The sequence below is a fragment of the Cedecea sp. P7760 genome (assembly GCF_013386425.1).
GTDB lineage: Bacteria > Pseudomonadota > Gammaproteobacteria > Enterobacterales > Enterobacteriaceae > Cedecea > Cedecea selenatireducens.
Genome location: NZ_JACARU010000065.1, coordinates 18,210 through 43,185, shown reverse-complemented (window position 1 = coordinate 43,185; position 24,976 = coordinate 18,210). Strand labels below are relative to the sequence as shown.

Annotated in this window: 23 protein-coding genes; 11 read left to right on the top strand and 12 right to left on the bottom strand. The window is 54.7% G+C overall.

Annotation, left to right across the window (positions count from 1 at the left end; all coding sequences use genetic code 11):
• Nucleotides 1–45 precede the first annotated feature (45 nt).
• Nucleotides 46–984 carry a LysR family transcriptional regulator gene (locus HX778_RS20485; protein ID WP_176982900.1) on the top strand — a complete coding sequence of 313 codons (939 nt, stop codon included), beginning with the start codon at nt 46–48 and terminating at the stop codon, nt 982–984.
• Here the strand turns inward: HX778_RS20485 and HX778_RS20480 are convergent.
• Nucleotides 914–1,804: an MBL fold metallo-hydrolase gene (locus HX778_RS20480; RefSeq protein WP_176982899.1), complete on the bottom strand. Its 891-nt coding sequence runs from the start codon at nt 1,802–1,804 to the stop codon at nt 914–916. The genes HX778_RS20485 and HX778_RS20480 overlap by 71 nt on opposite strands.
• A gap of 123 nt (nt 1,805–1,927) precedes the next feature.
• On the opposite strand from HX778_RS20480, the gene HX778_RS20475 reads away from it, so the two are divergent.
• Both HX778_RS20475 and HX778_RS20470 read left to right on the top strand, forming a co-directional pair.
• Nucleotides 1,928–2,830, top strand: coding sequence for a LysR substrate-binding domain-containing protein (locus HX778_RS20475; RefSeq protein ID WP_176982898.1), 903 nt, complete (start codon nt 1,928–1,930; stop codon nt 2,828–2,830).
• A 101-nt stretch (nt 2,831–2,931) separates the two neighbouring features.
• On the top strand, nt 2,932–3,414 hold the full coding sequence (locus HX778_RS20470) for a glutathione peroxidase (protein WP_176982933.1): 483 nt from the start codon (nt 2,932–2,934) through the stop codon (nt 3,412–3,414).
• 103 nt (nt 3,415–3,517) lie between these two features.
• On the opposite strand, the gene HX778_RS20465 is transcribed toward HX778_RS20470, so the two are convergent.
• The 5 genes from HX778_RS20465 to HX778_RS20445 all read right to left on the bottom strand — a co-directional run bounded on the left by HX778_RS20465 (nt 3,518) and on the right by HX778_RS20445 (nt 8,777).
• Complete coding sequence (locus HX778_RS20465) at nt 3,518–3,805, bottom strand: hypothetical protein (RefSeq protein ID WP_176982897.1); 288 nt, start codon at nt 3,803–3,805, stop codon at nt 3,518–3,520.
• Nucleotides 3,802–4,977, bottom strand: coding sequence for a hypothetical protein (locus HX778_RS20460; protein WP_176982896.1), 1,176 nt, complete (start codon nt 4,975–4,977; stop codon nt 3,802–3,804). Before HX778_RS20460 ends, HX778_RS20465 begins: the two co-directional genes overlap by 4 nt.
• Nucleotides 4,978–5,525: 548 nt before the next feature.
• Nucleotides 5,526–6,557 (bottom strand): methionine synthase, encoded by a 1,032-nt coding sequence (locus tag HX778_RS20455; protein ID WP_038472952.1) that lies wholly within the window; start codon nt 6,555–6,557, stop codon nt 5,526–5,528.
• Between the two features lie 25 nt (nt 6,558–6,582).
• Entirely contained in the window at nt 6,583–7,560 is a 978-nt protein-coding gene (locus tag HX778_RS20450; RefSeq protein ID WP_176982895.1) for a DUF1852 domain-containing protein, read from the bottom strand.
• 338 nt (nt 7,561–7,898) lie between these two features.
• Complete coding sequence (locus tag HX778_RS20445; protein ID WP_176982894.1) at nt 7,899–8,777, bottom strand: LysR family transcriptional regulator; 879 nt, start codon at nt 8,775–8,777, stop codon at nt 7,899–7,901.
• Nucleotides 8,778–8,884: 107 nt separating this feature from the next.
• Between HX778_RS20445 and budA the strand changes: the two genes are divergently transcribed.
• The 4 genes from budA (at nt 8,885) to HX778_RS20425 (ending at nt 14,193) form a co-directional block, all read left to right on the top strand.
• Nucleotides 8,885–9,664: an acetolactate decarboxylase gene (budA, locus tag HX778_RS20440; RefSeq protein WP_038472943.1), complete on the top strand. Its 780-nt coding sequence runs from the start codon at nt 8,885–8,887 to the stop codon at nt 9,662–9,664.
• 24 nt (nt 9,665–9,688) lie between these two features.
• Nucleotides 9,689–11,368, top strand: a complete 1,680-nt coding sequence (gene alsS, locus HX778_RS20435) for an acetolactate synthase AlsS (RefSeq protein WP_038472941.1) — start codon at nt 9,689–9,691, stop codon at nt 11,366–11,368.
• A 19-nt stretch (nt 11,369–11,387) separates the two neighbouring features.
• Complete coding sequence (locus HX778_RS20430) at nt 11,388–12,158, top strand: (S)-acetoin forming diacetyl reductase (RefSeq protein ID WP_038472938.1); 771 nt, start codon at nt 11,388–11,390, stop codon at nt 12,156–12,158.
• A gap of 142 nt (nt 12,159–12,300) precedes the next feature.
• Nucleotides 12,301–14,193, top strand: coding sequence for a potassium transporter Kup (locus tag HX778_RS20425; protein WP_176982893.1), 1,893 nt, complete (start codon nt 12,301–12,303; stop codon nt 14,191–14,193).
• On the opposite strand, the gene HX778_RS20420 is transcribed toward HX778_RS20425, so the two are convergent.
• Nucleotides 14,190–14,771, bottom strand: a complete 582-nt coding sequence (locus HX778_RS20420) for a TetR/AcrR family transcriptional regulator (RefSeq protein ID WP_038472934.1) — start codon at nt 14,769–14,771, stop codon at nt 14,190–14,192. The genes HX778_RS20425 and HX778_RS20420 overlap by 4 nt on opposite strands.
• A 40-nt stretch (nt 14,772–14,811) precedes the next feature.
• Nucleotides 14,812–16,317: an MFS transporter gene (locus HX778_RS20415; protein ID WP_176982892.1), complete on the bottom strand. Its 1,506-nt coding sequence runs from the start codon at nt 16,315–16,317 to the stop codon at nt 14,812–14,814.
• A 161-nt stretch (nt 16,318–16,478) separates the two neighbouring features.
• Here HX778_RS20415 and HX778_RS20410 point away from each other — a divergent pair, with 161 nt between their 5' ends.
• Nucleotides 16,479–17,120 carry an alpha/beta hydrolase gene (locus HX778_RS20410; RefSeq protein WP_268747105.1) on the top strand — a complete coding sequence of 214 codons (642 nt, stop codon included), beginning with the start codon at nt 16,479–16,481 and terminating at the stop codon, nt 17,118–17,120.
• A gap of 164 nt (nt 17,121–17,284) precedes the next feature.
• On the opposite strand, the gene HX778_RS20405 is transcribed toward HX778_RS20410, so the two are convergent.
• The gene (locus HX778_RS20405) at nt 17,285–18,319 is read right to left on the bottom strand and encodes an AI-2E family transporter (protein ID WP_038472926.1); all 1,035 of its coding nucleotides are present in this window, start codon (nt 18,317–18,319) and stop codon (nt 17,285–17,287) included.
• A gap of 459 nt (nt 18,320–18,778) precedes the next feature.
• Here HX778_RS20405 and mdtJ point away from each other — a divergent pair, with 459 nt between their 5' ends.
• The 3 genes from mdtJ to HX778_RS20390 all read left to right on the top strand — a co-directional run bounded on the left by mdtJ (nt 18,779) and on the right by HX778_RS20390 (nt 21,768).
• Complete coding sequence (gene mdtJ / locus HX778_RS20400) at nt 18,779–19,156, top strand: multidrug/spermidine efflux SMR transporter subunit MdtJ (protein WP_148307293.1); 378 nt, start codon at nt 18,779–18,781, stop codon at nt 19,154–19,156.
• On the top strand, nt 19,143–19,472 hold the full coding sequence (gene mdtI, locus HX778_RS20395; RefSeq protein WP_038472920.1) for a multidrug/spermidine efflux SMR transporter subunit MdtI: 330 nt from the start codon (nt 19,143–19,145) through the stop codon (nt 19,470–19,472). Before mdtJ ends, mdtI begins: the two co-directional genes overlap by 14 nt.
• 127 nt (nt 19,473–19,599) lie before the next feature.
• Nucleotides 19,600–21,768, top strand: coding sequence for a putative bifunctional diguanylate cyclase/phosphodiesterase (locus tag HX778_RS20390; protein WP_370527407.1), 2,169 nt, complete (start codon nt 19,600–19,602; stop codon nt 21,766–21,768).
• A gap of 3 nt (nt 21,769–21,771) precedes the next feature.
• Here HX778_RS20390 and HX778_RS20385 read toward each other — a convergent pair whose 3' ends face one another.
• The 3 genes from HX778_RS20385 to HX778_RS20375 all read right to left on the bottom strand — a co-directional run bounded on the left by HX778_RS20385 (nt 21,772) and on the right by HX778_RS20375 (nt 24,935).
• The gene (locus HX778_RS20385; protein ID WP_038472918.1) at nt 21,772–22,578 is read right to left on the bottom strand and encodes a serine protease; all 807 of its coding nucleotides are present in this window, start codon (nt 22,576–22,578) and stop codon (nt 21,772–21,774) included.
• Between the two features lie 294 nt (nt 22,579–22,872).
• Nucleotides 22,873–23,298 (bottom strand): acid resistance repetitive basic protein Asr, encoded by a 426-nt coding sequence (asr, locus tag HX778_RS20380; protein WP_176982891.1) that lies wholly within the window; start codon nt 23,296–23,298, stop codon nt 22,873–22,875.
• A 152-nt stretch (nt 23,299–23,450) separates the two neighbouring features.
• On the bottom strand, nt 23,451–24,935 hold the full coding sequence (locus HX778_RS20375) for a carboxypeptidase M32 (RefSeq protein WP_176982890.1): 1,485 nt from the start codon (nt 24,933–24,935) through the stop codon (nt 23,451–23,453).
• Between the last annotated feature and the right edge of the window lie 41 nt (nt 24,936–24,976).

Genomic DNA, 24,976 nt, shown 5'->3' with positions numbered 1-24,976 from the left:
GGTATAAATTAATATAAAAGCAATGAATGATTAGGTTTCAAGTTAATGATAAGCAGCGACGATCTCTCTTTCTTCCGCACCATCGCCACCCACAGCACGCTGGCCGCCGCCGCAAGGGCGCTGAACGTCACGCCGCCCTCGGTCACCCAGCGGCTTCGCGGGCTGGAGCGCAAGCTTGGCGTCGATCTTATTCTGCGCCCCTCGCGGCAGGTATCGCTCACCGATGAAGGCTCGCTGCTGCTAAGCCGGGCGGAGAAAATTCTTGCCGAGCTGGCTGGCCTGCAGTCGACGCTGGACGACAGGCGGCAGCAGGTAAGAGGCAAACTGCGCGTGCTGGCTCCGCTGGGGTTTGGCAACGATTATATTGCTCCACTGCTGGGGGAATATGCCGCGCAGCATGAAAACCTCGAAATAGAGCTGACGCTGTCCGATGACCCGCACTGGGCGACGCTGCACAAATGGGATCTGGTGATTTTCATCGGTGAGCTGCGCGACTCAAGTATGCACTGCATTAAGCTTGCGCCGAACCAACGCTTTATCTGCGCTTCCCCGGAATACCTGAACCGAAAAGGTACGCCGCTGACGCCGGAACAGCTTGTAGATCACGACTGTATTGCGCTGCGGGAAAACAGCGAAGACGTCACGCTGTGGCGTTTCTCCGGTCCACAAGGGGACTGCCCGCAGCGTATTTCGCCAAAGCTGGCAAGCAATGAGGGACGGGTGGTAAAAGAGTGGGCGCTGGCGGGCAGGGGAATCATCATGCGCTCCGAGTGGGACGTGCTGCCGCAAATTCACCGCGGCGAGCTGGTGAGACTGCTGCCGGAATATACGCTGCCGGATGCCGACATCGTGGCGCTGAGCGGCGCCTCACAGGCAGAAAGAAGTCCAAGGGCGCAGAAGTTTATCGAGCTGCTTAAGGCTCGGATTGCGGGGAGGCCCTGGGGACAGCATGCGTATCCATTGACGCTAAAGCATAGGAAATAGGGTAACCATCATCAACCATGTCGAGGGTAGCAAACCCGGTTTGGTCCAGATGCATGCCAGCAATCAGCAATTTTTCCCTCGCGGATTGCTGCAGCACATTTTTCCTTGTTTCTGCGGCTTGCATCGGATCAACATCAAAAAGAATGGAAACGTTCGGCTGCGCTGACTGAATTTGCGGGTAATGAACGATGTCGCCCCATATGAGTAAGCCTTTATCGTCCGCATCGATGCGAAAGCCGGTGTGACCGGGCGTGTGGCCCGGTAACCATACCGGGAGAATGCCCTTCGTTATTTCACCCCCGGTAAAAAAATGCAGATTTGATGCGTACGCCTCTAGTGTTTGGCGGGCCAGCCTGAAGTTAAGTTTTCCCCGCTCGTTAGCGCCTCTTTGTTTTTCATCATCCCGCCAGTAATCTGCTTCAAGCGGGTGCAGATGAAGTTCCGCCTGCCGATAGACAGGGTTTCCTTCAGCATCCAGCAGGCCACCAATATGGTCGGGGTGGCAGTGAGTCAACAAGACAGCGTCTATATCATCAGGGTAGATCTTAAGAGCCGCAAGGTTGGCTCTCAGTTGCCCGCCCACATTATTTCTCCCGCCAGTACCCGCATCCACCAGAAGGGTTCGCCCCTTGCCGCGAATCAGATAACAGTTGATATGAATATGGCCAGGCTCAGCGAGGCCAGCACTCTGCTGGATGGCTTCGGCTTCAGCGATGTCGATGCCAGAGAGTAAATCCAGGCTCGCTGGCATAGCGCCATCACTTAGGGCGGTAACCAGAAAATCGCCAATCTGGCAGGATGGAAAAGATAAATGTTTCATACAGGCCTCAGTGATTTTTTATCATGCTACCGGCTGTATTTTCGCTAATGAATCGATATTATTTCATCATTCAGTGACATTTAGTCATTAAGTGTTCGTTGCCTGTCCCCCATCTGGAGGCGTATGCGTAGAAAAATTCCCAGCAGCACATCCCTGCAGGCTTTTGAGGCGGCTGCCCGGCACGGTAATTTTGCCCGAGCCGCCGAGGAGCTTTCGCTGACAGAAGGGGCTATTAGCCGCCAGATTGCGCGCCTTGAATCTTTACTGGACTGCAAATTATTTGACCGGGCAGGGAGCCGCGTAAAACTCAACCCTGTCGGCACGCGTTATGCCTGCCATGTTCGCGAAACGCTTGAGCGAATTGAAAGAGATACTCAGTACATAATGGGGATGCCCAGGGACAGCCGGAGCCTGGATATTGCCGCGCTGCCAACATTTTCGAGCCGGTGGCTTATCCCCCGGCTGAGCCGTTTTACCGCCTTACATCCGGACATCACGTTAAATATTGCCGCCAGAACCGATCCTTTCGTTCTGAGCGGAAGCGGTTTTGATGCCGTCGTGCATTTTGAGCATGCCGCGTGGGCCGGAATGCGCGTGCAATTCCTCTTTGAGGAAAAACTGGTTCCGGTCTGCCACCCGGCTTTGTTAACAGGCCATGAGGGAAAGGGGCAGTTGAAGGATTTACCAAGAATTCACCGACGATTGAACCCGGACGCATGGCATCACTATGCCCGTGAAACGGGAATAAGCCTTGATAATCTGGCGCAGGGCGCCCGGTACGATCTTCATGAAATGGCTATTGCTGCCGCATTGGCCGGGCAGGGCGTTGCCCTGGTGCCGCGCATGTACGTTGCACAAGAACTCGACAACGGCAGGCTGGTTGGGCCGTGGCCGGAATCAGACTCGTTGAGTAAAAAATTCTGTTTAGTTCAACCGGTAGACACGGGAATCAACGACTCTGCATTAAGAGATTTTGAACGCTGGCTGCTGGCCGAAATAAAGACACAAACAGGGACATTCGGCTAAGGTTATTCACGTCACCTATGATGTTATGTTGCAACGTTTGGCCTGAATGAAAAGAGCCTGTATACGGTGTGGCAATGTCGACAAGCTCTAAGGACTCCAACATGAACCCCTTTCATCAACTGACGGCCACCAGCCTCACCGGCCAACAGATTTCCATGTCTGATTATGCGGGCAAGCTGGTTCTGGTGGTGAACACCGCCAGCCAGTGTGGCTTTACGCCGCAATACGCGGGCCTTGAAGCGCTCTATAAGAAGTACGCCGCGCAGGGGCTGGTGGTGCTTGGTTTCCCCTGTAATCAGTTTGGTAAGCAGGAACCCGGCGACGCCGATGACATCGCGCGGACCTGCCATATTAACTACGGTGTTAGCTTCCCGATGTTTGCAAAAGTCGAGGTCAACGGAACCGCAGCGCATCCGGTGTTTCGTTATCTGAAAAATGAATTGCCGGGCGTGTTGGGGGGACGAATCAAGTGGAACTTCACCAAGTTCCTGATTGGGCGTGACGGGAAGCCGCTCAAGCGTTTTGCACCGCTTACGACTCCGGAGAAAATGGAAGCTGCGATCGTTGCTGCACTTGAAATCTGAGCGGTATCTGGATTCATCAGTAGATGAATGAAGCTATATCACTCGCCAAAACTATCCTGTCCATAATATCTAAAGACAGGATAGTTTCTTCGGTATCTATAAATTAAAGATTAGTGCATTGGCTGGAGTTTTTACCCCGCCAGGATTTACCCCCGGAGTTTTTGCAGTTATGCGCATCCTTATTATTTAGGATCTTGCCGCTACAATTTCTGGCTGACCAGCATTCATTACGATCGGCATTTGCCTTGCTGGCTTTATGTTCGTCGTCTGTCTGAACAAGTGGTGGTTTTTCATTAGCAGGCAAAGCCCCGGATGCCGGGTTTTGCGTATCCGCCAGGGCCATGCCCTGGAATAGAATAGCGGTGAGTACTGCCATAACGAGTGTTTTCATGACGCATCTCCAGATTCAAGTTTGAACAGGGTTTGTACTCTGTAGCTTTTAAAGAATTGCATTTGCGCCCATTCGGAGACGGCGACCAGGCTGACGTTACCTTTTTTAGTGCGGCGATAAATCACTACCGCTGTGCTAAATACCCAGGGAACAATCAGTACATCGCTGTCTGGCGGCGCGGTGAAGGACTCTTCTACGATTTTTTCGGTTACGGATTCACGGCTTACTTCCAGCACATTGGTCACGCCGAATTCCATATCCATACTGGAAGCCACTTCTGATCCTGTAATAGGGTCTGCGGCTTTTTCGGAAAGAGAAGTCTTGAGTGACCAGTTGACGGTCAGAACATTTTTAATGGCTGAAGTGACCGTAACTTTCTCACTGGTGCTGCGTGTTGAGCCAGCAGGAACGTTAATAAAGGTACGCGGGTTATTTCCCACGCTGTAAATTGCCACGGCAAAATATTCGTCGATAAACAGGTCTTGCGCATAGGGCGTGGGGTAATCCACATCGCCAATACCTTCCCAAAGCGCGGGTTCTACCACCAGAGGCTCTGAGCGAGCCAGCAGTCGCTTCGTCAGGTAAGGTCCGTCAGGGATGTACTGCAGCGGGTTGAAATCATCAATGGCCTGTAAATCTTTCTCGACGTCGCTCCAGTTGCGAACGTCCGGGTTTTTTGCCGCCAGCTCAAGCAGCCAGGTACGATATTCTTCCTCGACAGCATCGGTCTTTTGTACTTTCACCGGGATTACTCCTTCATCCAGTATCAACAATTTCTTGTCTCGCCCGGCTCGGATCGTTATAGAACGACTAAAGTCATGGCCTCCGCCGGGTAAATCCGTCCATCCGGTTGTGGTCAGGGCTCCGCCTGCAACCAGGCTTGAGTCGTTAGAGCCGCTAAAAGGAACATCGATCATGAGAGAAACTGCGCCATAGCCTTTTTGCCCGGGAGGTACTTTGTCTTTCCATTGCGCGTGGCATTCATACCCCGTCCATGTTCCCCTGGCCGCACGGATACCCAGGGCCTGAACGGTAGCGTTAGGTTCAATGCTAATGGGGCCCCGGTCATCTACGGAGTTCCGGTACCAGGTTCCCCATTCGATAGAACTACTGTCGACTTCAAGCACCCTGTCCGTGGCATTCGTTATTGTTAGATAAAAGGTCCAGGCCATATTTCTACTCCTCATTAAAAGCCAGCTAATTAAATAGCGGGCAGAGCAAACCTAAAAGGCGAGAGAATTGCTGAGTGAGTTAGAAAGTTAGAGTGGTACTGTTTTTTTGTCAAAACCACTATTTTTGATGTGGGAATATATTCCTTATAAAACACAGAGGCTATTTTATGCGGATTTGTAGCGTTAATGGCCTTGACAGCAGTCTTGTAGGGTTGAATTATTTTTGGCTGATTTTTTGTGCTGACATGAACAAAATAAGGGTGATATTTATCTTATTTTAGTGCGGGCTGGTTTTTTAAATCTCAAAGATGAAACGTGGAATATAGAATGCAACATATTTAAAATATTTGCTCAGCTAATTTATAATATATTTATACGAGTAATGCTGCATGTTAGCAGATTAATAATACATGTCTGAATAGTTTGATGGGTTGCGTATTGGAGCATTAAATAACTTGCCAGGGCGGGCATTGGCGGGATAGGGCGCTGGCAGGGCGAAAAAAGCCTGGCGATTTTTCAACCGCCAGGCTGGCAACATAAACTTCCGGTTATTTACCCAGAATCTCTCTGCGAACGATCTCGGCCCCTGCGCTTAGCGCGTGCAGTTTGCCTCTGGCTACCTGACGCGGCAGCGGAGCCATGCCGCAGTTGGTGGAAGGGTAGAGATTTTCGGCATCGACGAACTGCAGCGCTTTACGCAGCGTGTTGGCGACTTCTTCCGGCGTCTCAATGGCGTGGTTTGCCACGTCGATAGCGCCAACCATCACTTTCTTGCCACGGATCAGTTCGAGCAGATCCATCGGCACGTGAGAGTTGTGGCACTCCAGCGAGATGATATCGATGTTCGAAGTCTGCAGCTTTGGAAACGCCTCTTCGTACTGACGCCACTCGGAGCCCAGCGTCTTTTTCCAGTCGGTGTTGGCTTTGATGCCGTAGCCGTAGCAGATGTGCACGGCGGTTTCGCACTTCAGGCCTTCGATGGCGCGTTCCAGCGTGGCAATGCCCCACTCGTTAACTTCGTCGAAGAACACGTTGAAGGCTGGCTCATCGAACTGAATGATGTCCACCCCGGCGGCTTCCAGCTCTTTCGCCTCCTGGTTCAGGATCTTGGCGAATTCCCAGGCCAGCTTTTCACGGCTTTTGTAGTGGTTGTCATACAGCGTGTCGATCATGGTCATCGGCCCAGGCAGCGCCCACTTGATCGGCTGTTTGGTCAGCTTGCGAAGATACTTCGCGTCTTCCACAAATACCGGCTTCTGGCGAGCCACGGCGCCAACAACGGTCGGGACGCTGGCATCGTAGCGGTTACGAATGCGCACGGTTTCGCGTTTCTCAAAATCCACGCCGTCCAGGTGCTCGATGAAGGTGGTGACGAAGTGCTGACGAGTCTGCTCGCCGTCGCTGACGATATCGATATCGGCCAGCTGTTGTTCGTGCAGCGACAGGCGCAGGGCGTCCTGTTTACCCTCAATTAATTCCTGATCCTGCAGTTTCCACGGCGACCACAGCGTTTCAGGCTGAGCCAGCCAGGACGGTTTAGGCAGGCTGCCGGCGGTGGACGTAGGCAATAATCTTTTCATAGCGGATGACCTTGTATTTGGTGTCTCAAAGAGGGTAGTTAGCAGACCACTGCTCTAAAATTGTTTGGTACGGTTTGATGAAGTGCTCTTCAGTAAACTTCCCTTGTTCGATGGCCAACCGGCTGCGTTCTTCTCGATCGTAAACAATTTGAGTAAATGAATGATCCTGGTGGTTCAGGCTCGGCTGGTAGCACAGCCCGGCCGGGGAATTCGCGTTGTAAATCTCAGGGCGATAAATCTTCTGGAACGTCTCCATGGTGCTGATGGTGCTGATAAGCTCGAGATTCGAGTAATCATTCACCAGGTCGCCCGTGTGGTAGAACGCGAAAGGCGCCACGCTGTTTGGCGGCATGAAGTAGCGAGCCTTCAGCCCCATTTTGTTGAAATAGATATCGGTCAGGGAAGACGCATCCTGCTCGTATTCGATGCCGAGCACCGGGTGGCGATTACCCGTCTGACGGTAGACGTTCTTGCTGGATACGCTCAGGCAAATCACCGGCGCTTTGTTGAAGTTTTCTTTGTAAGTGTCCGAGCTGACGAAGTGTCTGAACAGGTTCCCGTGCAGGTCGCCGTAGTTCTCCGGGATGCTGAACTCAGCGCGATCCTGGTTGTACGCCGGCAGCAGAACGCTGAAGTCGTAGTCGCGCACGTAGGAAGAGAAGTTGTTCCCCACGATACCTTCGATGCGCTGATTAGTTTTTTTATCCAGAACATGTGTTTTAAGGATTTCAATCGCCGGGAAGGTTTTACCCTGGCCTTCGATATCCAGCTCAACGGAAACAATTTCAAGTTCAACGGCGTAGCGATCGGACGTTGGGTTGTCCCAGCTTGCCAGCGAATTGAAGCGGTTATTCATCATGATCAAAGCGTTACGCAGGTTCTCCTGACGCTTCTCGCCGCGGGCCAGGTTAGCAAAATTGGTTGTGATGCGCGTATTCCCTGATGGGTTGTAATTCTCATCAAAAACAATGCTCTTAAGAGTAAAAGTAAACGCTTTAGTCATGGTAATCCGGCACCTTAATTCTGTTTTTTGGCCTGTTCTACTGCTTGATTTCACACAGATAACCTTTGGTTAGCTGTGGTTTTACCTGTCAGTAATGTTCATATCGCATGTCATTAACAATTTGCGTGTTGTTAACAATATTGCATCTTTTATGCCTGAGTCACAGTTTTAGTAAAAGTGATTTAATTTCATTAGAACATGAGCGCCGTTCATGATTTGGAATATGGCCCGCAGAGAGGTTCAACGGGCCGAGGGAATAGGTTAGCTTTTGGCCTTTTTCGGGCGAATTTTGAACCAAATGGCATACATTGCGGGCAGGAACAGCAGCGTCATACCCGCTAGTGGCCGAACAGCTGTATAAAGCGTTTCACCGACGGCGAGCGTTCAAACTGCCGCCAGGCGAGGGCGACGTCCGTTTTCACCTGGTCACCGCGAATCGCATGAAAAGTCACGTTCGGGCTGCTGATACAGGTCATGGACTGTGGCACTAAAGCAAAGCCGAAGCCTGCGGCCACCATGCTCAGAGAGGAGGAGATTTGTGAAGCCTGGCGAGCGTTCTTCAGGTTAATGCCGGCCCGCAGGCAGGCGTTGTACATCAATTCATAAAGCCCCGGGGCGACTTCCTGAGGGAAAAGTATCGGTGGAACATCAACCAGCGCCTGTAGCGCGAGTTCGCTCTCCCCGGACAGCGGATGATCTTTATGCAGGGCGATCGTCATCGGCTCTTCGGCGATCGGCTTGAGATTGAATCTTTTGCTGCTTTCACAGGGCAGGCGCACAAACGCCACGTCCAGCAACCCTTCATCCAGTTCCTGCATTAACCCGGCCATATTGGTTTCCCGCTGGCGCAGCTCAATGGCAGGGTAATGCGCCTGAAACTGGCGCAGCAGGGAAAAGATCTTCGGATGAAAAGCGTTAGAGCTGGCGATACCCAGCGACAGCTTGCCGTTAATGCCGCGTGCAATACCGCGCGCTTTTTCTAGCGCCGCATCGCTGTGGGCCAGAATCTGGCAGGCATCCTGGTAAAACGCTTCTCCGGCATCGGTCAGCTCAACGCCGCGCGTTAGGCGATGCAGCAGTGGGGTGCCTACTTCACGTTCAAGTCTTTGAATTTGCTGGCTAAGTGGAGGCTGGGAAATACCCAATAATTCGGCGGCTCGGGTGAAGTTGTGCGTCTGCGCGACGGCGACGAAGTAGCGGAGATAGCGAAGTTCCATATCAAAAACGTCTCAAACCAGAAGGGCTTTTATATTGGAACTGTGAGCTTGATCACGTCAACATTTAATTAATGTTTCTTAACCTTTAGCAAGAGAGGGCGGGCGCCATGAGCGATCTAACTCTATGTTCCTGTGAAGAAAGTCTATTGGAAATGGTCGAGACCTTCGGCAAAGCCAATAAAGAAAATATGATATATCAGACTTCATTGATGAGCGCTCTGCTGAGCGGCGTCTATGAAGGAGAAACCACCATGGCCGACCTGCTGAAGCGCGGTGACTTTGGCCTGGGGACGTTTAACGAGCTGGACGGCGAGATGATCGCCTTTAATAGTCAGGTTTACCAGCTACGTTCAGACGGCAGCGCCAGGGCGGCCAGCCCGCAGCAGAAAACGCCGTTTGCGGTGATGACCTGGTTTAAGCCGCAGCACCGCCTGCAGATTGACAGCACCACCAGCCGCCAGAAGCTGCACGAGATTATCGATGCAAAAATCCCTTCCGATAACCTGTTTTGTGCGCTGCGCATCGACGGTCACTTCCGCCATGCCCACACCCGCACGGTTCCTCGCCAGAAGCCACCTTATCGCGCCATGACGGACGTGCTGGACGACCAGCCGGTGTTCCGTTTTAACGGTCGGGAAGGCGTCCTGGTAGGGTTCCGCACGCCGCAGCATATGCAGGGCATTAACGTCGCGGGCTATCACGAACACTTTATTACCGATGACCGCCAGGGCGGCGGGCATCTGCTCGATTATCAGCTGGAGCATGGCGTGCTGACCTTCGGCGAGATCCACAAACTGATGATCGACCTCCCCGCAGACAAGGCATTTCTTAACGCCAACCTGCACCCCGAAAATCTCGACGCCGCGATTCGTGCGGTCGAAAACTAGCGTTCCCTGAAGGAGATGTGAGCAATGAATAATAAAAAACCTTTGCGTCAGTGGGCGCATGGCGCAGACATGGTGGTCGGCCAGTTGGAAGCGCAGGGCGTGAAGCACGTCTTTGGGATCCCCGGGGCGAAGATTGATAAGGTTTTTGACTCACTGAATGATTCGCCGATTGAGCTTATTCCGGTGCGCCATGAGGCCAACGCCGCCTTTATGGCCGCGGCGGTTGGGCGCATCACCGGAAAAGCGGGCGTTGCGCTGGTGACGTCCGGCCCTGGCTGTTCAAACCTGATTACCGGCATGGCGACCGCCAACAGCGAAGGCGACCCGGTTGTGGCGCTGGGTGGGGCGGTGAAACGTTCGGATAAAGCCAAGCTGGTGCATCAAAGCATGGACACGGTGGCGATGTTCAGCCCGGTCACCAAATATTCGGTAGAGGTTTCTTCTTCGGATGCGATTGCTGAGGTGGTGTCGAATGCTTTCCGCGCCGCCGAGCACGGTCGCCCCGGCAGCGCCTTTGTCAGCCTGCCGCAGGACATCAGCGACGGCCCGGCAACCGGCAATATCCTGCCTGCTAACGGCTCAGTTAAAGCCGGTGCCGCGCCTGATGCCGGCATTGCAGAAGTTGCGAAGCTTATCGCTGGCGCTAAAAACCCGATTTTCCTGCTGGGCCTGATGGCAAGCCAGGACGAAAACAGCGCCGCGCTGTTCCATCTGCTGGAAAAAAGCCATATCCCGGTGACCAGCACCTACCAGGCCGCTGGCGCGGTGAATCAGCAGCACTTTGCTCGCTTCGCCGGGCGTGTAGGGCTGTTTAACAATCAGGCCGGTGACCGACTGCTGCAGCTTGCCGACCTGGTGATTTGTATCGGCTATAGCCCGGTAGAATATGAGCCGGCGATGTGGAATACCGGCGATGCCACGCTGGTGCATATCGACGTGTTGCCCGCCTATGAAGAACGTAATTACGTGCCGGACGTTGAGCTGGTGGGCGATATTGCCAGCACGCTGGACAAACTCACCGCTCGCATCGATAAACCGCTGATTCTTAGCCCGCGGGCGTCCGAAATTCTTGTCGACAGGCAGCATCAGCGCGAGCTGTTGAGCCGCCGTGGCGCACAGCTAAACCAGTTTGCGCTGCACCCTCTGCGTATCGTGCGTGCGATGCAGGACATCGTGAACGACGACGTGACCTTAACCGTCGACATGGGCAGCTTCCATATCTGGATCGCCCGTTACCTGTATAGCTTCCGTGCCCGTCAGTTAATGATTTCTAACGGCCAGCAAACCATGGGCGTGGCGCTGCCGTGGGCCATCGGTGCCTGGCTGGTGAACCCCGGCCGCAAGGTGGTTTCGGTTTCCGGCGACGGCGGTTTCCTGCAGTCCAGCATGGAGCTTGAAACGGCGGTGCGCCTGGGGGCAAACGTGCTGCACATCATCTGGGTGGACAACGCCTACAACATGGTGGCGATTCAGGAAGAGAAAAAATACCAGCGCCTGTCGGGCGTTAACTTCGGGCCGGTGGATTTCAAAGCTTACGCGGACGCCTTTGGCGCACGAGGCTTTGCGGTGGAAAGCGCCGAGGCGCTGGAGCCGACTTTACGCGCCGCAATGGACGTTAACGGCCCGGCGGTGGTAGCGATTCCGGTTGATTACAGCGACAACCATCTGCTGATGAGTCAGCTGCATCTCAGCCAAATTCTTTAAATGACAGAAGGATATTGTGATGAAAAAAGTAGCATTGGTTACCGGTGCCGGTCAGGGGATCGGTAAAGCTATCGCGCTGCGTCTGGCCAAAGACGGTTTTGCCGTCGCCGTGGCTGACTTTAACGCGAAAACAGCCAAAGAAGTGGCGGACGAAATTAACCGCAACGGTGGCCGCGCGCTGGAAGTGACCGCAGACGTTTCCGACCGCGACCAGGTGTTTGCCGCCGTTGAAGCTGCCCGTAAAGGACTGGGTGGGTTTGACGTTATCGTGAATAACGCGGGCGTGGCGCCTTCTACGCCGATCGAAGACATTACCCCGGAAATCGTCGACAAGGTTTACAACATCAACGTGAAGGGCGTGATTTGGGGCATTCAGGCGGCGGTTAAGGCCTTCAAAGCGGAAGGCCACGGCGGGAAAATCATTAACGCCTGTTCCCAGGCAGGGCACGTGGGCAACCCGGAACTGGCCGTTTACAGCTCCAGCAAATTTGCCGTTCGCGGCCTGACCCAAACCGCCGCCCGTGACCTGGCTCCGCTCGGTATTACCGTTAACGGCTACTGCCCGGGGATCGTTAAAACCCCGATGTGGGCTGAAATCGACCGCCAGGTCTCCGAAGCTGCAGGCAAACCGCTGGGCTACGGCACCGCCGAGTTCGCAAAACGCATCACCCTGGGCCGTCTGTCTGAACCAGAAGACGTCGCCGCCTGCGTGTCTTACCTGGCCAGCGCCGACTCCAACTATATGACCGGCCAGTCGCTGCTTATCGACGGCGGGATGGTCTTTAATTAAAAAGAGTTTTAATGTGGAGTACCTTTTGGCCTGGCGGGGAACCGTTGGGCCTTTTTTATTTGCCGCTGTTTATCTGAAGTTTTTTATCCACCTCTATACTTTGTCATGGCAACTGCCAGAAAAATCACCGAAAGGATTGTGCATGACAAACCAGCCGCAGACGGCCGGCGCGGAAGCCTCCGGGACAGCGCCGCATCAGTTTATTCTCGCCGGGAGCGCGCTCGGCGTGGTGTTCGGCGATATCGGCACCAGCCCGCTTTATACCCTGAAAACGGTACTGCTGCTTTCCGGGAACAACCCAACCCCGTCGGTGATATTGGGGCTGCTGTCGCTGATTATCTGGACGCTTATCCTTATTACCTCGGTGAAGTATGCGATGTTCGCCATGCGCATCGACAACCACGGCGAGGGCGGGATCATGGCGCTGATGTCGCTGCTGGTGGCTCGAGATAAAGGCTCACGCTGGGTGGTGTTGGCGGCTTTGTTAGGGGCGGCGCTGATTTATGGCGACGGGGCGATTACGCCGGCGATTTCGGTGCTCTCCGCAATCGAAGGGCTGAACATGATCCTGCCGGAGGCAGAAACCTGGGTGCTGCCGATTGCGGTGACCATTCTGGTGCTGCTGTTTGCCGTACAGCCTTTCGGGACGGCGAAGATCGGCAAAGTCTTCGGGCCGATTATGGCGCTGTGGTTTATTTCTATCGCCGGGCTGGGGATTTGGGGCATCGCGCAGCATCCTGCCGTGCTGCTGGCTATCAATCCGTGGTACGGCCTGCAGTTTCTCGTCTCCAATGGTTTTGTCAGCTTTATGGTGCTGGGCGGCGTGTTTCTGTGCGTTACCGGGGCGGAGGCGCTGTATGCCGACATGGGGCATTTTGGCAAAAAGCCTATCTGGCTGGCGTGGTACGGCGTGGTGTTTCCGAGCCTGCTGCTCAACTATGCCGGGCAGTCGGCGCTGATCCTTTCCGGGGCCGATATCACCCAGAATATCTTCTTCCGCCTTTGCCCACCTGTGTTGCTGATCCCGCTGGTGATTCTGGCCACGCTGGCCACGATTATTGCCAGCCAGGCGATTATCACCGGGGCATTTTCGATGACCCGGCAGGCAATACAGCTGGGCTGGCTGCCGCGCCTGCGTATTCGCCAGACGGCAGCGGAGAGCTACGGGCAAATTTATATCGGCACAATCAACTGGCTTTTGATGGGCGTTACGCTGTTCCTGACGGTGTTCTTTAAGTCCTCTGAAAATCTGGCGGCTGCCTACGGGATTGCCGTTTCCCTCACCATGCTGATGACCTCCGGGCTGCTGTATGTCGCGATGCGCCATATCTGGCAGTGGCGGCGGCTGACCAGCGCGCTGGTGGCGGGGGGCTTTTTAATTGTCGATACCTGCTTCCTGATAGCGAACCTGATCAAAGTCCTGGAAGGCGGTTATATTCCGCTGCTGCTGGCGGCGGTGGTCTGCACGACGATGCTGGTCTGGCACCGTGGCGCGGCAGCGGCGTCCAACGCGGTGAACGAAAAAGTTATCGACGTGAACACGTTCTTTGCCGCACTAAAAGAGCGTAAGGTGCCGCGCGTGCAGGGCTCGGCGGTGTTCCTGACCAAAACCCGTAACGGCATTCCCCCGGTGATGCGCTGGCACGTGGCCCGCAACCACGCGCTACAGCAGCAGGTGCTGTCGCTGACGATTTCAATCATGAACGTGCCGCGCGTGCCGGCGGGTGAAAGGCTTGTAATCGTGGAACAGGCGGCGGGCTACTGGCGCGGCATCGCCCAGTACGGTTTTATGGAGCGCCCGGACATTCCGGAGCTGATGTCGAGGTTAGGGGAAATGGCCTGCGACTTTAGCGTTGAGGACGTAACGTATTACCTTGGGCACGAAACCATTGTTGCCCGTGAGGACGGGCAGGGCATGGCGAGCTGGCAGCGGAAGTGCTTTGCCTTTATGGTGAGAAACGCCACGCACGTGACGCATTATTATCGTCTGCCAGGCGATCGGGTGGTAGAGATAAGCCGCAGGATAGCGATTTAGCCCGCGCGAAGCAGCAGGCGGATAAAATCGTCAATATCGTCCAGCGCCAGCTGCCTGTCGGCGGGCGCTGAGGCGACCAGCAGTTTGTCGGCATAGCCGTTTAGCAGGGCGCTAAACTGGCGCGTAATTCTTGCCGCATCCACCGCTTTAAACACCCCGGCGGCAATACCGTCATCGACGATATCGGCCAGCACTTTTTCCCATTTCTGCGTCATCACCAGCGCCAGTTCGGCCCAGAGGGTACTGTGTGCCGCCTGGTGCCAGAGTGTGCCGTAGAGCTGCCAGACCGCGTCCGGAGCATGAGGAAGATAGGTGTGGATCAGCCGCTGCAGTTTATCTGCTGGGGAAAGCGAGTCGGTCTCAGCGGTAAACCTGTGCAGGTCGGCCATTAAAAACTCGGTCATCGCCTCGATGCACAGCGTTTGCCAGTCGCGAAAGTAGTGATAGATATGGCTGCGCGAGATGCCCACCCGCTCGGTGAGTTCGCGGGTGGTGACTTTCTCGATGCCTTTCTCAATGAACAGCTCAATGGCCCCGCTCAGGATTTTGCTTCTCAGCGTGTCCGGTGCTTCTTTCATGACGTATCCACGGTTATCTGAACGCTAGCGGGGCATCTTATCAGCTTTTAGCGATCTGGCTGGATTGCTTTCCTGACTGACGCAGCACATATTTCAAGACCAAGGTACTCGCCGCGACCAGGACCGCAGCGCAGATAACCACGGTGAGATAGGCCTGGCTGAACGCGATACGCGCCAGCTCCGTCAGCATTTGGGCGCTCGCCGTGCTCATTGAGCCTGCAAGATGCAATGCTTCATCGAGGCTGTCGTAGGCGCTGTTCCCGGCGACTAACCCTTCCGGCAGCACCAGGCTTGCGCTGTAGACCGCGGTCATCAGGCCGCCCAGCAGGGTGACGCCGAGCACGCCGCCCATTTCCCAGGACACGTCTTCAATCGCGGCGACCATGCCGGCTTTCTCTTCCGGCGCGTTGAGCATGATTGAGGTCGAAGCGGCGGTAAACGCCACGCCAAGCCCAAGCCCGATGACAAACAGCGCGCCGAGCTGCGGCGTCAGGCTGTAATCGGCCAGCAAAGCCATGCCGCTCATGCCAATCGTCGTGACCAGCAGGCCAAAGACCATTAATTTTGCACCTCCCCAGCGCGGCAGCATGACGCCCGCCAGCGGTGAGGCAAGGGCGGAGCCAATCGGGATGGGTAAAATTGACAGTCCCGCTAAAAGCGGCGTCAGGCCCAGAACGAGCTGCAGGCGCTGGGTCAGCACCAGCTCAATGCCCGTTAACGCGATCATGGTGATAATCGCCACGCTAATGCCGCTGGCAAACATGCGGTTACGGAACAGAGAGAAGTCGATCATCGGCTGCGCCGAACGCTGCTGGCGGCGAACAAACAGCGTTAAAAATACCACGCCAGCCAGCAGGGAACCCACCGCGATAAGCAGCGAGGCGTCCATTTTGCTGAGTTCCTTCAGGGCATAAATTACGCCCACCAGGCCAAGCATAATCAGCAGCGAAGCGGTGAAATCGCACGGGCGGCTCGCGTTCCCGGCGTCACGTGGGATCAGGAACCAGGCAAAGACGATAACCAGCAACACGACCGGCACGTTGATGAGGAAGACCGAGCCCCACCAGAAGTATTCCAGCAGCACGCCGCCGATAACCGGGCCAAGCGCGGCAGCCGCCGAGGCGACGGCAGACCAGATGCCGATAGCCAGCGCGCGCTCGCGTTCGTTGGTAAAGACCTGACGCACGATGGCAAGCGTGGCGGGCATCATCATGGTTGCGCCAATAGCCAGAAATACGCGTGAAGCGATCAGCAGCTCGGCCGTGGGCGAATAAGCCGCGCAAAGCGAAGCTATGCCGAAAACCGGCAGCCCGGACATAAACATCAGTTTGTGGCCGAGACGATCGCTCAGCATTCCCGCGCCCGGCAGGAGGCCCGCCGCCACAAGCGGATAGGCGTTAATGATCCACAGCTTTTCTGACGCGGTTGCGTTTAAAGCCTGGGTGAGGCGCGGCAGCGCGGTATAGAGCACCGTCATATCAATAATGATAAGAAACAGGGTGCTGGTCAGGATCGCCAGAATCAGCCAGCGATTAGTGAAGCGCATGGTTAATGCCTCTAAAAAGAACAAATTTGAGCGGTTGCTCAAGCGCGAAATATACTTGAGCAGTTGCTCAAAGGCAAGTGCGGTTCTGGCACCCGGTTAGCTGCGGTTTACTTGTTCCGTGGGGTGTGACCAGGATAAGGTAAGCGCCTGAGAAGCAGTCAATACCGGTTTTAGCAGAAGGCAGGGACATGAAAAAACTGATCGTTATGTTGCACGGCGTAGGAAGTTCAGGGGCGGATCTGGAAGGGCTGGGGCTCTTCGTTCAGCAGGTGATGCCGGAAGTATTATTCGCCTCACCGAACGGCAGCGAGCCGTTTGACGGCGGCGGCGATGCCTGGCAGTGGTTCAGCCTTGCGGACGTTACCGAGCAGAACCGGCCGCAGCGAGTGGTTGACGCCCGCGCCGCGTTTGACGCTAAGCTGCAGGCGATTTTTGAACAACATGATGTGACGCCGGGTAAAGATCAGGTCATCCTGCTCGGTTTTTCGCAAGGTTCTATCATGGCTCTGGATGTGCTGGCCACTTCCCGGTTCCCACTGGCGGGCGTGGTAGCATTTTCAGGACGTCTGGCGTCGCCAAAACCGTATCAAGTCGCGGCAGATGCATCGGCGTTGCTGATTCACGGTATGGCCGACCAGGTTATTCCGTGGTCTGAAAGTGAAGCGGCGGCCGCTGCGCTGACGGAGGCCGGGGCAGAGGTCGAAACGCTGTTTGAGCCGGGCGTGGTGCATACCATCAGTGCGGATGGGGTGTCTCAGGCGCTGGGGTATATTGCGGAGCGTTTTGAGTTAGATCCGGAGTAGTTTTTACCCTCACCCTAACCCTCTCCCAGAGGGAGAGGGAATAAACAATGTTTCACGTTGGCTGTTTTCCCCCTCTCCCTCTGGGAGAGGGAACAAACAATGTTCCCCATCGTCTGTTTTCCCCCTCTCCCTTTGGGAGAGGGCCGGGGTGAGGGTCACAACCTTCAAGACTTACTCATATCACTCAGCAGCACCGCAATACTCTTGCCGCCTTCCGTTTGCTCAAGCGCAATTTTCACCGCAATGGTCAGCGGAACGGAAAGCAGCATTCCCACCGGGCCGAGCAGCCAGCCCCAGAAGATTAACGACAGAAACACCACCAGCGTCGACAGCCCGAGCCCGCGGCCCATCATTCGCGGCTCGAGAATGTTGCCGAACACCAGGTTAATCAGCAGATAACCCGCCACGACGATCAGGGTTTCATACAGTCCGCTAAATACCAGGACCTGCACCACGGGCGGGATAGCGGCCAGCACTGAGCCGATGTTTGGAATGTAGTTCAGCGCAAAGGCCAGCAGACCCCAGATAAAGGCAAAACGAACGTCGAGCGCGGCGAGCATGCCCCAGACCACCAGCCCGGTTACGATGCTGATCGCCGTTTTCAGCACCAAATAATGGCTGACGCTGTCCAGCGCTCGCTGAATGGCGCCCATCCCTTCTTCGGGGCGAGACATCAGCTGCTGCAGTTTGCGCGGCAGTTGAGGGACTTCAATCAGCATAAACACCACGGTGAGCAGCAGCAGGAAGATGGAAGACATCGCGTTGGAAAGCTGGGTCAGCAGGCTGGTCACCAGCGTCATCAGGGCGTTAGGATCGACATACTTCATTAATTCGTCGACGGAAACTGAGATCCCCACGCGCTGCAACCAGGGCTCAATCGTCTTTAACGGCACCACCAGCGAAGAACGATATTGCGGCAGGGTTCTCGCCAGCTCGTTAAGCGAGGTGCCAAGATAGGCCAGCAGCAGTACCATGCTCAGAATAATCACCACGATAACGAGGCTAATTGCCAGTACGCGTGGCACCCGCAGTCGTTCGAGGCGACGAATCAGCGGGTTAAGAATAACGGCAATAAACAGTGCCAGAATAAAAGGCACGATGATATCCGCTGCGGCTTTTATTCCCACCAGAATAATGACCAGCATGCCCAGCATAATCACGGCCTTCAACGCCTTGAGAGTAATGATCGGTTTTGCCATTGTTGCTGATTCTCCAGTGTGACGGGGCAAAAAAAATAATACACCGCCAGTAAAAAGTTCATCCATTAATTACGCTATTTTAACCGTTGAAAACAGTTTAATACATTACGGCATGGGCGATGCGCAGCGTAAAGGAGTGTAAATGTCAGGCGCTAACATACCGAATTATGGTATAAAATCGGCGTGTTTAACTACCGAGGACAATTTTCTATCCGCAACTGACGAGAAGCAACAACGCGGATAAGTTGGAAATATTATGGACAATATGTTCAGCACTTCATTAAATCAGCATTCTATTTTTATCACTTCTACTTCTTCACTCTCTGGTGAGCAGCACTGGCGCAACGCGCTTTAGTCCCTTTCTTCTGACAATTTTTCTGGTTTTTTAATTTGCCCTTGCTCGTCGTTTGACGTGTCTTGCAGGCTTTGTGCAGCACTATTTTCTCTGTCAGGAGAGAAATCATGATTTACTGGATTTTACTGGGATTAGCTATCGTCGCCGAAATTACCGGCACCTTATCCATGAAATGGTCAAGCGTCAGCGAAAATAACACAGGTTATATTTTCATGCTGGTCATGATCGCGCTTTCTTATATTTTACTGTCGTTTTCGGTGAAAAAAATCGCCCTTGGCGTGGCCTATGCCATGTGGGAAGGGATTGGTATTCTGTTTATTACCTTATTCAGCGTTCTGCTGTTTGATGAGTCCATTTCTCCGCTGAAAATACTCGGCCTGACCACGCTGGTTGTCGGTATTGCGCTGATTAAATCGGGTACGCGAGCGAAAAAATCTCGTCCGGTGACGTCAGAGAAGGGGGATCATCATGCCGTCGTTTGAGTGGGTTCACGCTCTGTGGCTGCTGCTGGCAATCGTTCTGGAAATCGCCGCCAATATATTATTAAAACATTCGGACGGTTTCCGTCGCCCGCTGTACGGCGTCCTGTCTCTGCTGGCGGTTCTGGCAGCATTCAGTGCCCTGGCACAGGCGGTTAAAGGCATCGAATTATCCGTGGCTTACGCGCTGTGGGGCGGCTTTGGTATTGCCGCGACCGTGGCGGCGGGCTGGATCCTCTTCGGCCAGCGCCTCAACCGCAAAGGTTGGGTTGGCCTTGCTTTACTGCTGGTCGGGATGATTATTATCAAAATTGCCTGATCTATCACGCTGCCCGTTAATTATCGGGCAGCGCTTTCCTCAAGGTGTATTACGCTTATTTAACGGCAATAGAAATTCTCTAAATTAAAAAGCCGGAAATCTCCATATTATTTCACTGAGAAGAGAGATGAAATTGCGTAATCCTCTTAGCTGGAAAAGTACGCCCGTTGCCGGAACCCTGTTTGCCATGGTTTTTATGGCAGGGATCGGGCTGATCGTTTCTACCCTCGCGCTACTCTACCTGTCACTTCACCTTATCAGCAGCAAAACCAATGAGATAGATGAACACCGCAGCGCGCTGTCGGTGCAGGGGGCAATTCAGACCTCGGTAAACCGCGTGTGGGCGTTGGTGATAGACAACGCCGTCTGGGATGACGCCGTGAATCAGGTTTATCGCCCGGTACTGGACGTGAACTGGCTGTATAACACCTGGGGCGCGGGCTACAAAATCAATAACCTTTATGACGGCGTTTACGTCCTGGATGAGAGCTTCAACATCCTCTGGGGTTCTTTTCGCGGCCAGCGAGTGGCGGGGCGGGATATCAGCCAGCTGGGTAAGGGTTTTGAAGCTCTGGTTCATCAGAATGCTCAAACGCTGAGGGACGATAAAAAGATTTTCGCCGGTATCACCCAGACAGAATACGGCGTGTCGTTTATCGGCATTGGCCTGATTCGCCCGATGCTGGGACGGCTTCAGGTGCGCGACGCCACGCGGCGTTATCTGGTGATTGGCCGCCAGATTAATAGCGGCATGCTTAAAGAGCTGGGTAACACGTTTCAGATTGAAAATCTGCGCTTAATGCCCGGCCCGTCGACGTCGGCCAGCGTACCGTTAAACAGTACGTCAGGCGAGACGCTGGGCTACCTGAGCTGGCGGCCAAGGCTGCCGGGCGCGGAGGCGGCACAAGCGGCGTCGGCCGACATTATGCGCATTGCCGTGCTTGCAGCAGTATTGATTCTGCTATTTATCGCCATCAGCAGCCTGGGGTTGTACAAGCTTGCTCGTGGCGAAAAGCAGGCCAGAACTATCGCGCTGACCGACTGGCTCAGCCATTTGCCTAACCGCCGGGCGTTGATCGAGCGGCTGGAAACCATCAGTAAGCGCGGTGATACCGATGAGAAAAGCGTGGTGTTTATCGATCTCGACGGCTTTAAGGACGTGAACGATATCTACGGGCACGACATTGGTGACAAGCTTATCGTCACCATTGCTCATGAGCTTCGCGACAGGGTACCGGAAAACGGCATGCTGGTTCGTATGGGTGGAGATGAATTTGCCATGATGCTCGGCGGAGAGCACGCCGGGGAACACTCTTCGGCCTTTGCCGGGTCGGTGCTGGATTATCTTAGCCAGCCGATCCCCGTGGGGGAAAGCACCATCCACATCAGCGCCAGCATCGGTATTGCTTCCGGGTCGCTGGTGGACTGCAGCAGCTCTGAGCTTTTCCGTCGCGCCGATATCGCCATGTACCATTCTAAAATTACCGGTAAAGGGCGCACCACCTACTATGATGCGGCGCTAAACAACGTGCGCGAACGTCGGTTGATTATCGAAAATGATATCCGTGCGGGCCTTGCGCGGGATGAGTTTGAGGTCTGGTATCAACCCATTATTGATGCGCGTAGCCAGGTGATGACCGGCGTTGAAGCGCTGGTGCGCTGGCCACGTCGCCCGGAAGGCGAACTGTTCCCGGATGAGTTTATCACCGTGGCCGAAACCAGCGGCCTGATTTACGCCCTGGGGCAGTTTGTGCTTCGTCGCGCGTGCCGGGATTTAGAACCTTATGAGGATTTACGGCTGTCGGTGAACATCTCTCCGGCGCAGTTCCGCGATCCGGAGTTTGAAGATAAGGTTGCCCGGGTATTGCAGGATACGCAGTTTTCGGCGCAGCGGCTGGAGCTTGAGGTCACCGAAGGCTACGTGCTGGAAAACCCGGAACGTGCGCTGGCGGCCATCCGTAATCTTAAATCTCAGGGGATGGCGGTGGCGCTCGACGACTTCGGCAACGGCTATTCGAGCATTGGCTATCTGCGCCGCTTTAATTTCGACACCATCAAAATAGACAAATCCCTGGCCGGGCTGGTGGACAGCGATGAGCAAGCGCTGGCGCTGGTCAGCGGCACGGTGCGCATTGCCAGCGCGCTGGGCATGGCGGTCACGGCAGAAGGGGTGGAAAACGAATATCAGCTTAAGCTGCTGTGCCTTGCGGGATGTGACCGGCTGCAGGGGTACTACTTTAGCCAGCCGGTGCCGCTGGACGCAGTTTTATCGCTGCGTCAGCGGCATCAGGTATAACGCTTACTGGGCCAGCGCTTCCAGCCTGTCGCGAAAGCCGGTGACAGAAATCGCACGGTTATCTGCCCGGTAACGATCTTTTGCCGCCGGGGCTGAACTTTGCACCGCAATTAGCTGCCAGCCCTGGTCCGTTTTCAACAGCAGCGGGGAGCCGCTGTCGCCGGGCAGGGTATCGCACTGGTGCGACAGCACGGAAGCCTGTGCCCAGCCCGTGACCAGGCAGTTGTTATGGGTATACAGGTCGTCCAGGTGATCCAGCGGGTAGCCGGATTGCGTGACTTTGCGATCCTGTGCCTTTAACGCTTCGGTCAGCGCGTCTTTGTCGCCGTTAAAAAGCGGCAACGGCGTGATGCCTGACGGCGGATTACGAATAATAATCAGGCCAAAGTCATAAGGCGCCGCGTTAGACGGCACAAGCCAGCCGTCGCCGTCCGGCTTAAGACGGTGGCCCAGTGATTTATCCACCCGGCCTTCAATGTCATGGATCTCATAGCGCCATTGCCCTTTATGGGAAATAAAGCGCAGCGCGATAGCCTTGTCGGCTTTGCCACGAGGCGGCTGTAACAGGCAGTGCCCGGCGGTCAAGGCCAGGTGCGGCGAAATAAGGGTGGCAGTGCATAAATTGCCGCTGGCGGTTTCCAGCTGGCCGATGGCATCCCAGGGGGCATCCTGAGGATTGGTGACGCGAACACGGTCATCTTTACCGAAGAACAGCGTTTTAACGTTAGCCGGGCTATCGTCATCATCCGCATGACCGAGTTGAGGTAAAAGGATCAAAGCTCCTAAAAACAACACAACACTTTTGCGCATAGCTTTCTCTGAAGGGGCTAATAATTATGGTTTTTATAGATGCAGTAACTATAGTCGGAACGGGCCGAAAGTGGGAGTGAAAACAGCAGACTACGCTATCAGAGCCAAAAGCTCAGCGTAATAATACCGCAGATGATCAGCAGGGCGAGGATTAACTCGAAACTGTAGCGTCGCAACATTATCCGCACTCCAGAAATAAGTACGTACTAAAGGCTGTGCCTTATTCCTAAGAAAACACCCGGCAAGCCGGGTGTCTTTGTAAACGCTTTAAGCTAACGGGTTACCCCGTCTGGCTTATGCTGCTGGCTGTGCAGCTGGTTTAGCAGCGGCTTTGTGATGTTTTTTCACGTGTTTTTTAGCAGCCTGAGCTTTCTGAGCAGCTGGTTTTACTGCTTTTTTGTGGTGTTTTTTAGCAGCCTGGGCTTTCTGAGCAGCTGGTTTGGTTGCTTTTTTGTGGTGCTTTTTGGCAGCCTGAGCTTTCTGCTCGGTCGCTGGCTTAGCGGCTTTTTTGTGGTGCTTTTTAGCAGCCTGAGCTTTCTGAGCGGCAGCTTTTTTGTGTTTTTTATGATGAGTTACTTTTGCAGCTGGAGCTTTAGCAGCAGGTGCAGCAGCGGTGGTTGCTGGAGCAGCAGCTGGCGCGGTAGCGGTAGTGTCAGCAGCGAAAGCAGCAGAAGACAGACCCATAGCAGCGGCAACAACCAGAGCTAATACTTTTTTCATTTCGACATCCTCGAATTTGTTTGTGTGTCAACCCCACTGCGGGGCCGTTGAAATGAACTATAGGCTTGTGGATCAAAGTCTTCAGTGAGTGATTGGTATCGGCGTGTAACGTAATGTACAACGCCGGGTACGGACGACCCGGCGTGAGAGGTTTACAGGTAGCGAGACTCTAAATGTTTGCGGAAATACAATGGGTTAAGGTCTTCTCCGGTAGCATTGGTTATCAGCTGTGAGGTGGTGAAACGGCTGCCGTGCTGCCAGATATTTTGTTTTAACCAGTCAAATAATGCGCCGAAATTCCCCCCGGCTATCTCCTGCTCCAGGTTTGGCAGCGCCCGTGAAGCCGCGCTGAACAGCTGGGCCGCGTACATCGCGCCGAGCGTATAAGACGGGAAGTAGCCGAAAGCGCCGTCAGTCCAGTGAATATCCTGCATGCAGCCGTTGCGGTAGTTGCCTTCGGTGGACAGGCCGAGCCAGGACTGCATTTTCTCATTCCACAGCGCAGGGATGTCGTCGACTTCGATATCGCCGTCGATAAGCGCCCGTTCAATCTCATAGCGCAGAACAACGTGCGCCGGGTAGCTCACCTCATCAGCATCAACGCGAATATAGCCACGCTCAACCTGCTGGTTAACGTTGATAAAGTTGTTTAGCTCAAACGCCGGCTGCGGACCAAAACGCTCAATAACCTTCGGCAGAAGCAGCTTCAGGAAAGGCGCGCTGCGGCCAAGCTGCATTTCAAAGAACAGGCTCTGCGATTCATGGATGGCGGTAGAACGGGCAAGGGAAACCGGCTGGCCCAGCCATTCACGCGGCAGGTTTTGCTCGTAGCGCGCGTGGCCGGTTTCGTGAATCACGCCAAACAGCGAGCTGAACAACTCTTCTTCGTTATAGCGCGTGGTGATACGCACGTCTTCAGGCACGCCGCCGCAGAACGGGTGCGCGCTGACGTCCAGACGCCCGCCGTTGAAGTCAAAGCCCAGCAGCGCCATGGTATCAAGGCCCAGTTGACGTTGAGTTTCGGTGGCAAAAGGCCCCTGCGGGGTCAGCGTTTTTTCTTTGGACTGCTTGTCGACGACCTTCTGTAGCAGGTCCGGCAGCCAGTCACGCAGATCGCCAAACAATACGTCGAGCTTGGCGCTGGTCATGCCCGGCTCGTAGATATCCAGCAGCGCATCGTAGCGGGAAATACCTTTGGCCTCCGCACGCAGGCGAGCTTCTTCGCGACTAACGCGAACCACTTCTTTCAGGTTCGTGGAGAAACTCTGCCAGTCGTTGGCCGGGCGCTGGGTGCGCCAGCCGTGTTCACAGCGGGTGCCGACCAGCGACTTTTCTTCCACCAGCGCGTCAGGCAGCAGCACGGCTTCCTGATAATGGCGGGTCATTTCGCGCAGGTTGGCGCGCTCAACGTCATTAAGATCTTCCTGAGCGGCGGCCTGTAGCAGGGTGGCAATTTTCTTGTCGGTCAGGATCTGGTGCTTAAGCACGCTAAGTTCAGCGAGGGCCTCGCCGCGAGCCTGACTGCCGTTGGCCGGCATCATGGTGGACATATCCCAGCCTGCAATGGCAGACAGGTGATCAAAACGGGACAGACGCTGGAAGGTTCGGGTCAGGTGATTATAGTTTTGCTTTTCCATATGGCCTCGTGAACAGGTTGTTAACGCCAAAGAAAATAGCA

What these genes read in the sequence shown, in the direction of transcription:
- HX778_RS20485 (WP_176982900.1), top strand. Translation starts at nt 46, where the DNA reads ATGATAAGCAGCGACGATCTCTCTTTCTTCCGCACCATCGCCACCCAC.
- HX778_RS20480 (WP_176982899.1), bottom strand. Translation starts at nt 1,804, where the DNA reads ATGAAACATTTATCTTTTCCATCCTGCCAGATTGGCGATTTTCTGGTT.
- HX778_RS20475 (WP_176982898.1), top strand. Translation starts at nt 1,928, where the DNA reads ATGCGTAGAAAAATTCCCAGCAGCACATCCCTGCAGGCTTTTGAGGCG.
- HX778_RS20470 (WP_176982933.1), top strand. Translation starts at nt 2,932, where the DNA reads ATGAACCCCTTTCATCAACTGACGGCCACCAGCCTCACCGGCCAACAG.
- HX778_RS20465 (WP_176982897.1), bottom strand. Translation starts at nt 3,805, where the DNA reads ATGAAAACACTCGTTATGGCAGTACTCACCGCTATTCTATTCCAGGGC.
- HX778_RS20460 (WP_176982896.1), bottom strand. Translation starts at nt 4,977, where the DNA reads ATGGCCTGGACCTTTTATCTAACAATAACGAATGCCACGGACAGGGTG.
- HX778_RS20455 (WP_038472952.1), bottom strand. Translation starts at nt 6,557, where the DNA reads ATGAAAAGATTATTGCCTACGTCCACCGCCGGCAGCCTGCCTAAACCG.
- HX778_RS20450 (WP_176982895.1), bottom strand. Translation starts at nt 7,560, where the DNA reads ATGACTAAAGCGTTTACTTTTACTCTTAAGAGCATTGTTTTTGATGAG.
- HX778_RS20445 (WP_176982894.1), bottom strand. Translation starts at nt 8,777, where the DNA reads ATGGAACTTCGCTATCTCCGCTACTTCGTCGCCGTCGCGCAGACGCAC.
- budA (WP_038472943.1), top strand. Translation starts at nt 8,885, where the DNA reads ATGAGCGATCTAACTCTATGTTCCTGTGAAGAAAGTCTATTGGAAATG.
- alsS (WP_038472941.1), top strand. Translation starts at nt 9,689, where the DNA reads ATGAATAATAAAAAACCTTTGCGTCAGTGGGCGCATGGCGCAGACATG.
- HX778_RS20430 (WP_038472938.1), top strand. Translation starts at nt 11,388, where the DNA reads ATGAAAAAAGTAGCATTGGTTACCGGTGCCGGTCAGGGGATCGGTAAA.
- HX778_RS20425 (WP_176982893.1), top strand. Translation starts at nt 12,301, where the DNA reads ATGACAAACCAGCCGCAGACGGCCGGCGCGGAAGCCTCCGGGACAGCG.
- HX778_RS20420 (WP_038472934.1), bottom strand. Translation starts at nt 14,771, where the DNA reads ATGAAAGAAGCACCGGACACGCTGAGAAGCAAAATCCTGAGCGGGGCC.
- HX778_RS20415 (WP_176982892.1), bottom strand. Translation starts at nt 16,317, where the DNA reads ATGCGCTTCACTAATCGCTGGCTGATTCTGGCGATCCTGACCAGCACC.
- HX778_RS20405 (WP_038472926.1), bottom strand. Translation starts at nt 18,319, where the DNA reads ATGGCAAAACCGATCATTACTCTCAAGGCGTTGAAGGCCGTGATTATG.
- mdtI (WP_038472920.1), top strand. Translation starts at nt 19,143, where the DNA reads ATGCCGTCGTTTGAGTGGGTTCACGCTCTGTGGCTGCTGCTGGCAATC.
- HX778_RS20390 (WP_370527407.1), top strand. Translation starts at nt 19,600, where the DNA reads ATGAAATTGCGTAATCCTCTTAGCTGGAAAAGTACGCCCGTTGCCGGA.
- HX778_RS20385 (WP_038472918.1), bottom strand. Translation starts at nt 22,578, where the DNA reads ATGCGCAAAAGTGTTGTGTTGTTTTTAGGAGCTTTGATCCTTTTACCT.
- asr (WP_176982891.1), bottom strand. Translation starts at nt 23,298, where the DNA reads ATGAAAAAAGTATTAGCTCTGGTTGTTGCCGCTGCTATGGGTCTGTCT.
- HX778_RS20375 (WP_176982890.1), bottom strand. Translation starts at nt 24,935, where the DNA reads ATGGAAAAGCAAAACTATAATCACCTGACCCGAACCTTCCAGCGTCTG.